General features: G+C 59.3%; 13 protein-coding genes. 7 read left to right on the top strand and 6 right to left on the bottom strand.

Annotation, left to right across the window (positions count from 1 at the left end; all coding sequences use genetic code 11):
- Together ABWU19_RS03400 and ABWU19_RS03395 are read right to left on the bottom strand one after the other, a co-directional pair.
- Positions 1-195 carry a hypothetical protein gene (locus ABWU19_RS03400; protein WP_027877882.1) on the bottom strand — a complete coding sequence of 65 codons (195 nt, stop codon included), beginning with the start codon at positions 193-195 and terminating at the stop codon, positions 1-3.
- A 77-nt stretch (positions 196-272) separates the two neighbouring features.
- Positions 273-953: a glycerophosphodiester phosphodiesterase gene (locus tag ABWU19_RS03395; RefSeq protein WP_435900366.1), complete on the bottom strand. Its 681-nt coding sequence runs from the start codon at positions 951-953 to the stop codon at positions 273-275.
- Between the two features lie 136 nt (positions 954-1,089).
- Here ABWU19_RS03395 and ABWU19_RS03390 point away from each other — a divergent pair, with 136 nt between their 5' ends.
- The 3 genes from ABWU19_RS03390 to ABWU19_RS03380 all read left to right on the top strand — a co-directional run bounded on the left by ABWU19_RS03390 (position 1,090) and on the right by ABWU19_RS03380 (position 4,456).
- On the top strand, positions 1,090-1,941 hold the full coding sequence (locus ABWU19_RS03390; protein WP_435900365.1) for a hypothetical protein: 852 nt from the start codon (positions 1,090-1,092) through the stop codon (positions 1,939-1,941).
- 125 nt (positions 1,942-2,066) lie between these two features.
- Positions 2,067-2,420, top strand: coding sequence for a ComEA family DNA-binding protein (locus ABWU19_RS03385; protein ID WP_435900364.1), 354 nt, complete (start codon positions 2,067-2,069; stop codon positions 2,418-2,420).
- The gene (locus ABWU19_RS03380; protein WP_435900363.1) at positions 2,417-4,456 is read left to right on the top strand and encodes a ComEC/Rec2 family competence protein; all 2,040 of its coding nucleotides are present in this window, start codon (positions 2,417-2,419) and stop codon (positions 4,454-4,456) included. Before ABWU19_RS03385 ends, ABWU19_RS03380 begins: the two co-directional genes overlap by 4 nt.
- 1 nt (position 4,457) lies before the next feature.
- Here ABWU19_RS03380 and ABWU19_RS03375 read toward each other — a convergent pair whose 3' ends face one another.
- The 4 genes from ABWU19_RS03375 to mnmG form a co-directional block, all read right to left on the bottom strand.
- Positions 4,458-5,276, bottom strand: a complete 819-nt coding sequence (locus ABWU19_RS03375) for a ParB/RepB/Spo0J family partition protein (protein WP_435900362.1) — start codon at positions 5,274-5,276, stop codon at positions 4,458-4,460.
- Positions 5,260-6,024, bottom strand: coding sequence for a ParA family protein (locus ABWU19_RS03370; protein WP_435900398.1), 765 nt, complete (start codon positions 6,022-6,024; stop codon positions 5,260-5,262). Before ABWU19_RS03370 ends, ABWU19_RS03375 begins: the two co-directional genes overlap by 17 nt.
- Positions 6,018-6,746: a 16S rRNA (guanine(527)-N(7))-methyltransferase RsmG gene (rsmG, locus tag ABWU19_RS03365; RefSeq protein ID WP_435900361.1), complete on the bottom strand. Its 729-nt coding sequence runs from the start codon at positions 6,744-6,746 to the stop codon at positions 6,018-6,020. The genes ABWU19_RS03370 and rsmG overlap by 7 nt, the downstream gene beginning before the upstream one ends.
- A gap of 78 nt (positions 6,747-6,824) precedes the next feature.
- Positions 6,825-8,633, bottom strand: a complete 1,809-nt coding sequence (gene mnmG, locus ABWU19_RS03360) for a tRNA uridine-5-carboxymethylaminomethyl(34) synthesis enzyme MnmG (protein WP_435900360.1) — start codon at positions 8,631-8,633, stop codon at positions 6,825-6,827.
- A 237-nt stretch (positions 8,634-8,870) separates the two neighbouring features.
- Here mnmG and dnaA point away from each other — a divergent pair, with 237 nt between their 5' ends.
- From dnaA to eno, 4 genes are all read left to right on the top strand, one after another.
- Positions 8,871-10,190, top strand: a complete 1,320-nt coding sequence (dnaA, locus tag ABWU19_RS03355; protein ID WP_435900359.1) for a chromosomal replication initiator protein DnaA — start codon at positions 8,871-8,873, stop codon at positions 10,188-10,190.
- A 443-nt stretch (positions 10,191-10,633) separates the two neighbouring features.
- Positions 10,634-11,401, top strand: coding sequence for an enoyl-CoA hydratase (locus ABWU19_RS03350; protein ID WP_435900358.1), 768 nt, complete (start codon positions 10,634-10,636; stop codon positions 11,399-11,401).
- A gap of 64 nt (positions 11,402-11,465) precedes the next feature.
- Positions 11,466-12,551, top strand: coding sequence for a DNA polymerase III subunit beta (gene dnaN / locus ABWU19_RS03345; RefSeq protein WP_435900357.1), 1,086 nt, complete (start codon positions 11,466-11,468; stop codon positions 12,549-12,551).
- Between the two features lie 139 nt (positions 12,552-12,690).
- Positions 12,691-13,965: a phosphopyruvate hydratase gene (eno, locus tag ABWU19_RS03340; RefSeq protein ID WP_435900356.1), complete on the top strand. Its 1,275-nt coding sequence runs from the start codon at positions 12,691-12,693 to the stop codon at positions 13,963-13,965.
- Positions 13,966-13,969 lie beyond the last annotated feature (4 nt).

Here is a 13,969-nt window from a genome sequence, read left to right as displayed (position 1 = left end):
TCACTCGGCCCAGGCTTCTACCTGTTTGTACTGCACCAGCGCTGCATACAGGGTTTGCGAGGCGGTAGTGGAGGTTGAGAACTTGATGTCCACAATTATGGTCTCTTCCGGCAGGCTCTCAATAAAGCGGTTGAGTCGGTCTTGAAACACGTCCGGGTCGGCTGCGGCAATCAATTTGAGCTGCATCCCTTGCATAGCTAAAGCCTAACGCAGAAGGCCTGCTGGGGTTGTGAAATTTGTCCGCTCAGGGCTTTGCCTGGCTGCGGCAGAGCCTAGCGACGGGCCGCCAGAAGCTCTTGGGGCAGGTCACCAATAATGCCATCCACGCCCCAATCCAGCAGCTCCCGTGCGATTGAGGCTTGATTAACCGTCCAGGTCGCCACAAAGAGCCCCTTTGCCTTGAGCAGGGCTACCCTGGCCGGGTTCAGGAGAACAAACTCTGGATGAGCGCCCTGCAGCGGCAGGCAGGGCAGCAGCTCTTCCATCTCGGGCTCGCTATACAGCAGGGCCAGCGGCACCCCCACCTTCAGTCGGTGCAGTCGGATCAGGGCCAGTGGATCGAAGCTGCTGATCCAGGCCCGCGCCCGGCCCGGCCAGGCCTGTAGGGCCTGCGCCAGCAGGGTTTCACGCCCGTCCGAAGCTCCTGGTTTGCTCTTGAGCTCGAGGTTGAGCCAGGCCCGGGGAAACTCCTCGGCCAGCTCGAAGACCTGCTCGAGCCTTGGCATCCAGGGTGCACGCTGCTGCAAGGTCGGCCAGTCCAGGCTGGCAATCGGATGCCCCTCGAGCTCAAAGTCGTGGTAGACGGCCAGTACCCCATCGCGGGTACGGTGCAGGTCGAGCTCGAGGCCGTCCAGACCCGCCTCGAGGGCTCGTCGGAAGGACTCCAAAGTGTTTTCTCTGGCTTGACGAGGCGAGCCCCGGTGTCCGAGCAGCAAGGGTTTGGTGAATTGCATCTAAGCTCCTCGCTCCCAGATTACCCCAATTGCAAGGCATTTTTAGTCTGAAAGCTCCCGTTTGTAGCGCCTTCCCGCCAGATTTTGCACGATAAATGAAAGCAGATCGGCGCTGGCATGTTGTAGACTGCTCATCATGGGCAAATACGACGAGCGCCTTTCGCAATTGACCCAGTCCGACATTATTGCTCGGCTCGAGGGCCCAGGTGGCCTTCTGGCCATAAGCAGCCGAGAGTTGTTTTATCTGGATAGCAACACCCATCAAAGTGCGCCTCTTTCCCTTATCAAGCGCATCAGCGTAAACAAGCAAACCGGCACCGTGGATGTCATGAGCGAGCAGGGCACCCTTATGGCGATTGCCCCGGCTGCCTTCCAAAAAGACGAGCTGAAGCTCTTCCTGGAGTCGCTTAAGGGGCACGTTCTCAGGGCCAAATCCGAAGCCGCTCAGGTAAACGAACCGCCCAAGACCCTCGAGTCGGCAGAAACACCCCCGCCTCCAGCGGAAGTTGACAACCAGGGTTGGCCTGCGCTTTCCAGCACCTTACCACCTCAAGCCCCCATGCAGAAAGTGCCGCCCGTTACCGATGCTGCCCCACCCCCCTCTTCGGCCCAGATCAGCATCGCCGAGCCAGCTAAAACCTTGCCCGATGAACCCAGCGACTCCATCTGGGCCTACGACGGCTCACCCAAACCCAGCACGGCCTCCGGTGTAACCGAGCCCAAAGCTACGCCCATAACCCAGGCCCAAGCAACACACAGCACGGCCACCATGCCTCCCCTGGCCCCTGCTTCCACCAGAAGCCTTAGCTCGACCCAGCGCATCATCTCGGTCTTGCTAAAAGTATCCGCGCTCATTACTGCGGCGGTTACGATCGGGTATCTGGTCGTGAATATGGGCACCACCAGCGATATCTGGGTTCCGCTGGGGGTGGTTGCGGTTGGCCTTGCCCTGGCCCTGATTCAGTGGCGCTTGTCCGAGCCTTACTGACGCCAAATTTGACCACGGCTGACCCAAACTGGGGAGCGGAAACCCCCGGTTGCAAGGCATAAGGCTTTGTGGCTTGCCGTCAAATAACCCTCTTTAGACCACAGTGGCAGCTAAATTGGGGCCTGATGGGGCGCTGGCTAAACGCAGCATATATTGCCGTGGTTATTGGGATCGGATTGGCGAGCATCTGGCCCAATCTGACGGTTCGATTTTTCCCGACCGAACTCAAAGCACCCCCCCATTCAGCCCCGCTGGCGGCTTCGCCTGCCCTGAAGCCCGGCCCGATTACACCGGAGGTGGGGAAGGTTAATCTCAACACCGCCAGCCAGGCCGAAATCGAGAGCCTGCCTGGAATTGGCCCTGCGCTAGCTCAACGCATCATCGAGGGCCGTCCCTACCGTTCGCTAGAAGAGCTGGATCGGATAAAAGGCATTGGACCCAAGCTGATCGAGCGGCTGCGCCCGCTGGTCACCCTATGATCCCCCTGGCCTTGGGCTCAGGTGCCCTGCTGGGGGCCCTTAGCCAGCTCACCCCCCTGGCCTTTCTGGGCCTGCTAGGGGGGCTCTGGATCCCTCAGGCAGCCCGCTGGCTGGGCCTGCTGGCCTATCTTCTGGTGGTGCTGCACCTGGGTCTGGCCAAAGATCCCTGGGCATCGCTTATAGGGCAGTGGGTAAGGCTGGAAGGCACCTTGCGAGGGGGGTTTCTGTACACCCCGCAAGGGCGTGTGTACGTGCGGTACTTTCCCAGGCTGCAAGATGGGATATATGTGTTGGAGGGCCACCTGCTGCGCCCTGCTGGCAAGCGCAACCCTGGGGGTTTCGACCAGCAGACCTGGCTGCGCGGACTCGGGGTAACGGCGGTATTGCAGGCTCGAGAGGTGGTGCACTTCGAGCCTCTGCCGCACAATCCCCGCCAAAGCTTGAAGGGTCGGCTCGAGGCTGGGCTTTCCCCACCCGTAGCCGCCCTGGTTGCTGCTTTGACCCTGGGGGAACGGCGTGATTTAGGCGAGACCTACGGGGAGTTCCAGCGGGCTGGCCTGGCCCATGCCCTGGCCCTGTCGGGCCTGCACGTGGGGATTTTGACCGGCTTTTTTGTGCTGCTGCTGTACCGCTTTGGCGCATGGCGCTATTTGATCACCATTGTTTTGCTTCTGCTGTACTTGTGGCTGGTGGGGCCACAGCCCTCGCTGGTGCGGGCTGTAATCATGGCGGCTATGGTGCTGTTGGGGCTTTTTATGGGACGGGGCCGGGTGGCAGTCTTGCCCGCTTTAGCTCTGGCTTTGTTTATTCAGCTTCTGCTCGAGCCGCGCACCATCTTCAGCCGATCGGCCCAGCTTTCCTATTTGGCCGTGCTGGGTATGGCCCTGGTGCTCCCCCGCTTGCCCAGGCTTGCGGGCTGGAAGCAATGGGTGTGGGCTTCGGTTGGCGTTACCCTGGCTGCCCAGATTCTGATTCTTCCGCTCTTGCTTCACCACTTCCACCTGCTGCCGCTGCTCTCCCCTCTTGCAAACCTGTTGGTGCTGCCCCTGCTTAGCCTGCTGGTCCCCCTGGGCTTTCTTAAGCTATTGCTGGGAGGCTTGCTGGCCGGGCCAACAGAAGTTTTAGGATTGCTGGTCTTGTGGCTGGCAGGGTGGTTGTCCCATGGCCCCATGCTGCGCTGGGGCGAGATAACCCCCCTGGGGTTCACTTTGTATTACCTTGGTATTTTTCCTTTACTGCTCGGCCTTTATGGGTACCTTCGCTGGCCGCGCGCAGCCGGACTGGCTGCCACAGCGATGCTGGCTTCCATACTGTCGCAGTACCCACCCCGTGCGGAGCTCTGGCAACTCGACGTGGGCCAGGGCGACGCTATTCTGGTGCGCCTTCCCGGAAGGGTAGAAATTCTGGTGGATGGAGGCCGCGACTGGGCCTACCCCCGGCTAGAACGAGCCCTGCGCGCACTGGGCGTAGATGACCTGGATCTGCTCATCGCCACCCACCCCGACGGGGATCATGTGGGGGCTCTGCCGCAGCTCATAGAGAATTTTCCAGTGGGCACCCTGGTGAGCGGACCAAGGGTACGGGGAAACCCGCTGGACGATGCCCTGCACCGGGCTGCGCGCTCACATGGGGTTCGGGTTTTATTTGCTCGCAGCGGGACACAGTTGGCCCTGGCCGGAGCCAGTTTGCGATTCCTGGGACCACAAGGGCATGAAACCGAGGACAACGAGCGCAGTCTGGTGTTTGTGCTGGAATTCAAGGGGCGCAAAGTACTGTTTACCGGCGATGCCCCGGCCTCGGCGGAGGCGCGCTGGCGGCCAGAGGCGGTGGATGTTTTGAAGGTAGGGCACCACGGCTCCGAAACCAGTACCAGCGTGCATCTGTTGCAGAGCTTTCAACCCCAGGTCGCCCTGATCGGGGTGGGCAACAACCCCTACGGCCACCCCTCGGGTGTGGTTTTGCAGCGGTTGAGCCAGTATGGACTGCAAATTCGGCGCACCGATTTAGAGGGGGCCATACGGATTCCGCTTCGGTAGCTTAGCCCTCGTAGCCCAGCGCGTGGAGAATTGCGCTCAATTCCTCTTCGGAGTGGTAGCTGATCTCTATTTTGCCTTTTTTCAAGCTGGTAAAGCGCACTTTTGTACCCAGCCGACGGGAGAGGCTGTGGGCGATATCGGCGTAGGCTTCCTCACTTTTAGATCTTGTGCTCGAGGCCGTCGGCTTGTCTTTGAGTTTCTCGGTCTCCCGCACGCTAAGCTGCTTGGAGAGCACCTCCGACAGACCCCAATTGCGTTTTGGCTCGGGCAGCATCAAGAGTGCCCGTGCATGCCCTGCGCTAATCTTGTTCTCCTCTAGTGCTTTCTTTATCTCTGGGGTCAACTGAAGCAGGCGTAAGGCGTTGGTAACCGTAACCCTGGCCTTTCCCACCGCCCTAGCCACCTCTTCCTGGGTCATCCCCATATCCACTAAGCGCCTGTACCCTTCTGCCTCCTCCATGGGGTTCAGGTCTTCCCGCTGTAGGTTTTCAATGAGGGCAATTTCCAGGGCCTCTCGCTCGCCAATGTCCTTGATGACTACTGGAACCTCGCGCAGACCAGCCATCTGAGAAGCCTTGAAGCGCCGCTCGCCCGCCACCAGCTCGTACATGTCGCCCTTAGGACGAACCAGCAGGGGCTGCAGCAGGCCCTTTTCTTTGATGGAAGCAGCCAGTTCTTCTAACGCCACCGGGTCGAATAAGCGGCGCGGCTGCCCAGGGTTTGGCTTGATAAGGGCCAGGGGCAACTTGGTAAGGGAGGCTGGTGTTTTGGGCAATAGGGCTTCCAGGCCCTTGCCCAAACCGCTAAGCTTCTTGGACACGGCGCATCACCTCCTCGGCCAGGCGTCGATAGGCATGGGCACCACTACTGGTAGGCGCATACTGGCCGATGTCCTGACCATAGCTGGGGGCCTCGGCCAGCCGGACATTGCGCGGTATAACGGTCCAGAAAACCTTCTCCCCCAGGTTGGCACGAATGTTGCTTTCGACCTGTTGAGACAGCAGGGTGCGGGGATCGTACATGGTAATCAGCACACCCAGAAGCCGCAAAGCCGGGTTTAGGCTGGTGCGCACCCGGTCAATGGTTTCCATTAGGCCAGCGATGCCTTCCAGGGCATAGTATTCGGCCTGCACAGGCACAATCAGGCCTTCCGAGGCCGACAGCACGTTTAGCGTAATGGGCCCCAGACTGGGGGGCGCATCCAGCAGAATCAGGTCGTAGGCTGGCTCGAGCGGTCGCAGTACTTCCGCTAGCCGGGTGGGGTTTTCGATGAGCTCAGCAGAAGCCCCGACTAAATCAGGGCTCGAGGGAAGCAGGTCCAGTCCGCTGGCAATGTTGACTACCGCTGCTTGCACTTTATCGTTTCCTACCAGCACGGTGTAGATATTTGGCTCACGAACGGCCTGCCCCATCCCCGAGGTTGCATTAACCTGGGGATCCAGGTCTACCAGCAGCACCTTTTGACCCGCTTTAGCCAAATAGGCCGATAGATTTACGGCGGTTGTGGTCTTACCCACACCCCCTTTTTGATTTACCAGGCCAATGCGTTTCACCTTGCCCTCTAGGATAACGGATTTTTTGCCGGAACCCCCGGTTTCCGGGGGTATTGGTGTGGCGTGGGGGCTATTTTTCGCAGAACGACCAGGGTGCGGGCATCCCCAATTATGGGCAGCTGCAGGTGAAAAATCTGCTCCAACTGCCCGCCCAGCTTACTTAACGCGCCTCGTGCCTCTGCCACCTCATGCTCCACTTCAGCTCCCTTTTGCACCAGCACAAACCCGCCCACCTGAACCAGCGGCAGGGTCAGCTCTGCCACCGTAGCCATGGAGGCCACCGCTCGAGTCAGGGCTGCTCCATATGTTTCACGTTTTACATTCTGGTGCGCCAGCTCCTCGGAGCGCCCCCAAAGGGCCCGGGCATTTTTGAGCCCCAGGGTTTGTATAACCCGAGCGACAAACGCAGTCTTCTTCTGGGTAGCATCCAGGAGGTCGAACTGGGTACTGGGCTGCACAATAGCCAGAGGCAACCCCGGAAAACCCGCACCTGTGCCCACATCAATCACCGAGATCCCTTCCACCAAGCCGGGATAGGTCAGGCAGGTTAGGGAGTCCACAAAGTGCTTCAGGATGATGCCCTCTTCGTCTCGAATGGCCGTGAGGTTGGTGGTTTGGTTGGCCTCGGTGAGCAGATCAAAAAAGGTAGAAAATTGGGGGATGTGGGGCTCGAGGTTCAGGCCCAGCTCCGCCCCCGCCCGTAACAACAGTTGTTTTCCAGCTGACGTCATTTGCATAAGACATGCCTAGAATAGGCCATTCCAATCGGGATTTTCTTTAGATGTAAAACGTGAAACATTCCCCCCAGGTGGGCCTCAGGCCGGAGCAGGCATCTTGGTGATGTGCACCAGAAGCGCAGTCAGGTCGGAGTCGCGAATGCCGGGCACCCTCGAGGCCTCCGCTACCGAACGGGGTCGCATTCGGCCCAGTTTTTCTACGGCTTCCTTGGAAAGACTGGGAACCTGAGCATAGTCGAGGGTACTGGGCAAGAGGTAGGTCTCGAGTTCTTTGAGTTTTTCCCGCAGCCTGGCCTGACGTTCCATATAACCCGCATACTTGGCCCGCACCTCTACCTGGTAGGCCTCTGCTTTACCCAAAGGCACCTCGGGCTGGCCAATAGCCTGCAACACCTGCTCATAGCTGGCTTCCGGGCGGCGCAGGTATTGCAGGGCCGAAACCCCATCCAGACGGCTCTTTTGTAAACGAAGCAGCTCCCCCTCTACTCGAGCGCACTTGGCCCGTACCGCCTGCAAATCCACCATCGCGCGCAAACCCCAGGCAGCGGCCAGCGGCACCAACCGCTCGTCGGCGTTGTCAGCGCGACACAGCAAGCGAAGCTCCACCCTCGAGGTCATCATGCGGTAGGGTTCGTCTACCCCACGGTGAACCAAATCATCCACCATTACCCCGATATAGCCGGACTCCCGCGGTAAGCAGGCCTCGGCCAGGCCCATCGCATAGCGGGCTGCGTTCAAGCCTGCCAGCAGGCCCTGGGCTGCCGCCTCCTCATAGCCCGAGGTGCCATTGAGCTGCCCAGCGGTAAACAACCCTGGTAGCTTGCGGGACTGAAGCCCTGGGGTTAGTTCCAGGGGGTCTACCGCGTCGTATTCCACCGCATAGGCAAAGCGCTGAATAACGGCCTTTTCGAAACCCGGAAGGGTTTGCACCATGCGCACCTGCAATTCTGGGGGCAGGGAAGAGCTAAAACCCTGCAAATACAGCTCGGTTGTGTGCAGGCCATCGGGCTCTACAAAGAGCACATGCGTTTCCTTGTCGGCAAAACGCACCACTTTATCCTCAATGGAGGGACAGTAGCGGGGCCCCACGCCTTCGATATCACCCCCATACAAAGGCGATAGGTGCAGGTTTTCCTGGATGAGCCGATGGGTGGCTTCCGTGGTTCGGGTCTGCCAGGTGGGGCGTGCGGTTGCGTGAGGACCCGGTTTTCCAGCAAAGGTTTCAGGGGGGTCGTCGGCGGGTACCACCTCCAGTTTTTGGTAGTCCACCGAATCGGCCCGAATGCGGGGCGGGGTACCGGTCTTAAAACGCAGCAAACGGTGGCCCACAGCGCGCAAGCTCTGGGACAGAAAGCGGGCCGGAGGCTCGCCCTGCCGTCCAGCAGGCCGGGACTGCCGTCCATACCAGACCACACCCTGTAGGAAGGTGCCGCTGGCTATCACCACGGCCTGGCCTGCCAGCTGGCGTCCATCTACCGTCAATACCCCCCGCAGCACCCCTTGTTCGATCCACAAAGCCGACACTTCAGCCCGTATGCTTTCAATCTGGGGGTGCGCCAGCAAGACCCGCTGGGCTTCCAGGGCATAAAGGTCGCGGTCTACTTGAACGCGCAAACTCTGCACCGCTGGGCCCTTAGAGCGATTGAGGACACGGGTGTGAATGGCGGTGGCATCGGCCAGCTTGCCCATCAAACCACCCAGGGCCTCGAGCTCTGCCACCAGCTGGCTTTTGCCTGGTCCACCCACCGCGGGATTACAGGGCATCAAGCCTATACGTTCGGGGTTAGAAGTAACCAGCCCCACCCTTGCCCCTAGCCTGGCCGCAGCCCAGGCGGCCTCGATACCGGCATGGCCCCCACCCACCACAATCACGTCATAGGCCTTCATCCATCCAGCTCCTGACCTTGCATTGTAGCAGAGGGCCAGTATATAAAACTCAACCCTCACCACACCCGCAGCCAGCGCTATAAATCGCGCACAACCCCGCTTTTTTAGATTAGAACAGGCCTCTTGCAACGGATGGTTCTTTAGTTCACACCCCCATAAGAATTATCCACAGGGGATTTCCAGCCTGTGGATAACTCAGTAGAATGTACAAACCTGTTTATTACGGGAGGATTAGCCTTGACCCAAAACACCGTTTGGCAGAATGTGCTCGAGTACGTGCGTCAAAGCATCACCGAGGTGGAGTACCACACCTGGTTCGAGAAGATTCAGCCGCTGGGGGTGGTTAACGGCTCACTCGAGCTGGGCGTACCCACCAGCTTCTTCAAAGGCTGGATTGAAGACCACTACGCCGAGTTGCTCACCGAGGCCCTAACCCGGCTGGGGGCACAAACCCCTCGTTTCGAGCTGCGGGTGGTTCCAGGAAAGCCCGTACAGGAAGATATTTTTTCTGCCTCCACCCCCGCCAAGCCGCAGGAGGCGCGGGCCCGACTGAACCCCAAGTACATCTTCGAGAACTTTGTGGTGGGGCAGAACAACAACCTCGCCCATGCTGCCGCCGTAGCCGTGGCCGAATCGCCCGGCAATGCCTACAACCCCTTGTTCATCTACGGCGGTGTGGGTCTCGGCAAAACCCACTTGATGCACGCGGTGGGGCACTCGGTGGCCCAGCGCTTTCCCGACAAGAAAATCGAGTACGTCTCCACCGAGACCTTCACCAACGAGCTTATCAACGCCATCCGTGAAGACCGCATGACCGAGTTCCGCGATCGCTACCGCTCTGTGGATTTGCTGCTGGTAGACGATATTCAGTTTATCGCTGGAAAGGAGCGCACCCAGGAGGAGTTTTTCCATACCTTCAACGCCCTTTACGAGGCCCGCAAACAAATCATCCTATCGTCCGACCGACCCCCCAAAGACATCCTGACCCTCGAGGCCCGGCTGCGCAGCCGTTTTGAGTGGGGCCTGATCACCGATATTCAGCCCCCCGACCTCGAGACCCGTGTGGCCATTCTCAAAATGAACTCCGAATACCGCAACATGCGCATTCCCGAAGAGGTGCTGGAGTACATTGCCAAACAAATTACCTCCAACATCCGCGAGCTCGAGGGGGCCCTGATGCGGGTTATCGCCTACGCTTCGCTTAACGGCGTGCAGCTAAGCAAAGCAGTGGCAATTAAAGCGCTTTCCGATGTGTTCGCAGCTTCCGAGACCAGCCAGAGCCCTGAAGAAATCCTCAAAGCTGTGGCCGAACACTACAATCTGAAACTAGAGGAAATACGTGGTGCAGGCCGACGCAAAGAAGTGGTCATTCCTCGGCAGATCGCCATGTACCTGATCCGTGAAATGACCCATGCCTCCTTACCAGAAATTGGGCAGTTTTTTGACGGGCGCGACCATACCACGGTGCTTTATGCGATACAGAAAATCCAGGAAAGCCTGGATACCGACCCCAGCATCCAACAAGCCATTAAGGGCATCAAGGAGCGGCTACGCTAATGTCCCGCTACCAGGTAGGGCAGGCTCTAGCGACAAGCCCTCTCCCTACTTCAGCGCGTGGCGTAATTGAAAAACATAATTGAAGCCCACAAAACTGTGGATAAATTAATTCACCCTGTGGATAACCCTGTGGATAAGATGTGGATAACCCTGTGGATAGACCTGTGGATAAGTGCGTGCACAGCAGGCCTGTGGATAAGTGCCCACTTTCTCCACAGCTTATCCACAGCTTATGCACAATTTTCCACACTCTTTATCCACAGGCCAAATTCGATACCAATGGGTATTAAATGGCCCTTATCCACATATCCACAGGCCCTATTACTACTGTTACTAATTCTTAAAATTTCTTAAAAAAAGTAGGAGTTTAAATTCAGGCGCACCTTGCAAGCAGCTCAAAACCTCAGCAAACAGCTACAAAAAGCCAAACCTCGAGGAGCCTTATGCAGCACACCCATCAAGCACTGGAAAACGGAATCCTAAGACTCAGCTTCAACCGACCCGAGCGCAAGAACGCTATCACCACAGCAATGTATGACGCCTTGGCTCGGGCCCTGGACCAAGCCAACAGCGATCCAGCCGTGCGGGTGGTGCTGTTAACCGGGCAGCCGGGCGTTTTTACCAGCGGCAACGACATTCAAGACTTCCTCAATAATCCCCCCAGCGATGCCCAAAGTCCTGTGTTTCGCTTCCTGCATGCCTTGAGTCACCTGGAGAAACCCCTCATTGCTGCAGTAGACGGCCTGGCGGTGGGGGTTGGAACCACCTTGTTGCTGCACTGTGATCTGGTGTATGCCACCCCCGAAGCCCGTTTTCAGCTCCCTTTTGTCAACCTAGGGCTTGTGCCGGAAGCGGCCTCGAGCTTCCTGTTGCCCAGGGTTGCTGGCTATCAACGGGCTGCCGAAATGCTGCTGCTAGGGGAGGTGTTTACTGCCGAACAGGCCCTGGCCGCTGGAATGCTCAACGGCATTCTTCCCAGCAACCAGCTTCTAGAACACGCCCTGGGTGTGGCCCACAAACTCACCGAGAAGCCCGCCCAGGCCCTGCGGCTGACCAAGCAGCTGCTCAAACAGCCCTACCTGAGCCAGATCGAGCAGACCATGCGCGCTGAAGGTGTGCACTTTATCCGCCAGCTGGGCTCACCCGAAGCCCGCGAAGCCTTCAGCGCATTTATTGAGAAGCGCAAACCCGATTTCAGCAAGCTGGGTTGACTGTTAGAATGTGTGGGCCAAGCGGGGTCACGGCCCCAACCACTTGCCCAAAACGGAGGCCAGCGTGGAAGTTCGCATCCCCAAACGTACCCTTGTCGAAGGACTTTCGACTCTCGAGCGGATCATTCCTAGCCGCAGTTCCAACCCCATCCTGACCTATTTGCCCATCGAACTCTCCGATCAGGGCCTAATTTTGCGTGGCACCAACGGCGAAGTGGACATCGAGGTCAGGCTCCCCGCCGAGGTACAGGGCCTGGGTCAGGTGCTGATACCAGCGCAGACCTTTGTGCAAATTGTGCGCAGCGCCCCGGGCGAGATGGTGGAACTGATTTTTGGGAATGGCGAACGCCTGGAGCTGCACTCAGGGGCCTTCAATACCCAGCTTGCCACCACCAGCCCGGATGGCTACCCCACCCTGGCTTTTGCTGAACCGGGTCCAGAAAAGATTGCTGCTGCACGGCTGGCCCAGGCCATTACCCGGGTCCGCTATGCAGCCAGCAGCGAGGAGTACCGGGCCATCTTCCGGGGGGTGCAGCTCGAGATGTCCCCTACCGGCTTGCGGGCGGTGGCTTCCGACGGTTTTCGCCTGGCCCGCTACGATCTGCCCATGCAGCTGCAGACCCGTAAGCTGGTGATTCCGGCCCGCAGTGCCGACGAGATCGTGCGGGTTTTTAAAGATGCCCAGGGCGAGGTGGCCCTGGCTGTGGGCGAGGGTACGCTGACCCTGGTAGGTGAGGCGGTGCGGATGTCGGTCAAGCTGATGGAGGGTGAGTTCCCCGACTACGCCCGGGTGATACCGCAGAGTTTTGTGCTGGAAGCCACTTTGCCGGCTGAGGCTTTGCGCGAAAGCCTTAAGCGGGTGGCGGTGCTGTCTGACCGCAACAACCACCGCGTCAACCTGCTCTTCAACGACGGTAAGCTCGATATTGACGCCGAAGGGGATTATGGCCGTGGTCGGGAAGAACTGCGCATCGATTCCTCAGGCGAGTCCCAGCTGATGGTGGCCTACAACGCCCAGTACTTGATTGATGCCCTGGCCCCCATCGAAGGGGCGGTGCGGATCAAGCTATCCGGCCCCACCAGCCCCAGCGTGGTGCAGGCTGTGGAGGATGTGGGTTACCTGGCGGTGGTGGTTCCCCTGCGGGTTTGAGGCTGTTTGACCAGGCCCTTTTCTGCGGGGCGGTGGGTTTTTTGCTTGACCGTGAATTGACCGAGATCCTGACCTCGAGGTGTAGACTCTTAAGCGGTTGCAGGAAATAGAAGCGTTTCCAGCAAGGAGGCATAACCAGATGACCACGATCGTTGAAATCAAAGGGCGGGAAGTGCTCGATTCGCGCGGTAACCCTACCGTCGAGGCCGAGGTGGTGTTGGAGTCGGGGGCCCGCGGGCGGGCTATGGTGCCCTCGGGTGCTTCAACCGGCGCCCACGAAGCGGTTGAGTTACGGGATGGCGGACCCCGCTTTGGGGGTAAGGGGGTGTTGCGGGCGGTAGCTGCCATCAACGAGCGCATCGCCGACGAGGTAATCGGGCTGGATGCGCTCAACCAGGAAGCGGTGGACAAAACCATGCTGGAACTCGACGGTACCCCCAACAAGGGCAACCTGGGCGCCAACGCCATTCTGGCGGTTTCGCTGGCCACCGCCCATGCGGCAGCCGACGGTCTGGGTCTGCCGCTCTTCCGCTACCTGGGAGGGGTGCAGGGCGTGACCCTGCCGGTGCCCCTGATGAACGTGATCAATGGGGGTAAGCACGCCGACAACAACGTGGACTTCCAGGAGTTCATGCTGGTGCCCGGCGGCCTGCCCACCTTTTCGGAGGCCCTGCGGGCCGGGGTAGAGACCTTCCATGCCCTCAAGGCGGTGCTGAAGGCCAAGGGCTACAACACCAACGTGGGGGACGAGGGGGGCTTTGCCCCCGACCTTAAATCGAACGTAGAGGCGGTTGAGGTGCTTCTTACGGCCATCGAGAAAGCCGGTTACAAACCCGGCCAGGAGATTGCCATTGCCCTCGATCCGGCCAGCTCGGAGTTCTACCAGGAGGGCAGGTATGTGCTCGAGGCCGATGGTAAATCGCTCACCGGCCCGGAGATGGTGGCCTACTGGGAAAACTGGGTAAACCAGTACCCCATCGTTTCCATCGAGGACGGGCTGGCCGAGGACGACTGGGAGACCTGGCAGCTGATGACGAAGCGGCTGGGCCAGCGAATCCAGCTGGTAGGCGACGACCTGTTTGTGACCAACCCGGCCATTCTCCAGCGCGGCATCGAGATGGGGGTGGGCAACTCCATCCTGGTCAAGGTAAATCAGATCGGGACGCTCTCCGAGACCCTCGAGGCCATCCGGTTGGCCCACCGCAGCGGTTACACCACCATCCTCTCGCACCGCTCGGGCGAGACCGAGGACAGCACCATTGCCGATATCGCGGTGGCGGTCAATGCGGGCCAGATCAAGACCGGCTCGGCCAGCCGCTCGGATCGTCTGGCCAAATACAACCAGCTTTTGCGCATCGAAGAGGAGCTGGGTGCGGCAGCGCGTTACCTGGGCTTTGGGGCCTTCAAAAAATAAGGGC

Source organism: Meiothermus cerbereus, from assembly GCF_051297115.1.
In the GTDB taxonomy this organism is placed as follows: Bacteria; Deinococcota; Deinococci; order Deinococcales; family Thermaceae; genus Meiothermus; species Meiothermus cerbereus_A.
Note: the sequence above shows the minus strand (reverse complement) of the source record. Positions and strands in the feature narration are given on the sequence as shown.

Excerpts from the sequence above, each read along its gene's own strand:
- ABWU19_RS03350 (WP_435900358.1), top strand. The coding sequence starts at position 10,634 with ATGCAGCACACCCATCAAGCACTGGAAAACGGAATCCTAAGACTCAGC.
- ABWU19_RS03400 (WP_027877882.1), bottom strand. The coding sequence starts at position 195 with ATGCAAGGGATGCAGCTCAAATTGATTGCCGCAGCCGACCCGGACGTG.
- rsmG (WP_435900361.1), bottom strand. The coding sequence starts at position 6,746 with ATGCAAATGACGTCAGCTGGAAAACAACTGTTGTTACGGGCGGGGGCG.
- eno (WP_435900356.1), top strand. The coding sequence starts at position 12,691 with ATGACCACGATCGTTGAAATCAAAGGGCGGGAAGTGCTCGATTCGCGC.
- ABWU19_RS03390 (WP_435900365.1), top strand. The coding sequence starts at position 1,090 with ATGGGCAAATACGACGAGCGCCTTTCGCAATTGACCCAGTCCGACATT.
- ABWU19_RS03395 (WP_435900366.1), bottom strand. The coding sequence starts at position 953 with ATGCAATTCACCAAACCCTTGCTGCTCGGACACCGGGGCTCGCCTCGT.
- ABWU19_RS03385 (WP_435900364.1), top strand. The coding sequence starts at position 2,067 with ATGGGGCGCTGGCTAAACGCAGCATATATTGCCGTGGTTATTGGGATC.
- mnmG (WP_435900360.1), bottom strand. The coding sequence starts at position 8,633 with ATGAAGGCCTATGACGTGATTGTGGTGGGTGGGGGCCATGCCGGTATC.
- ABWU19_RS03380 (WP_435900363.1), top strand. The coding sequence starts at position 2,417 with ATGATCCCCCTGGCCTTGGGCTCAGGTGCCCTGCTGGGGGCCCTTAGC.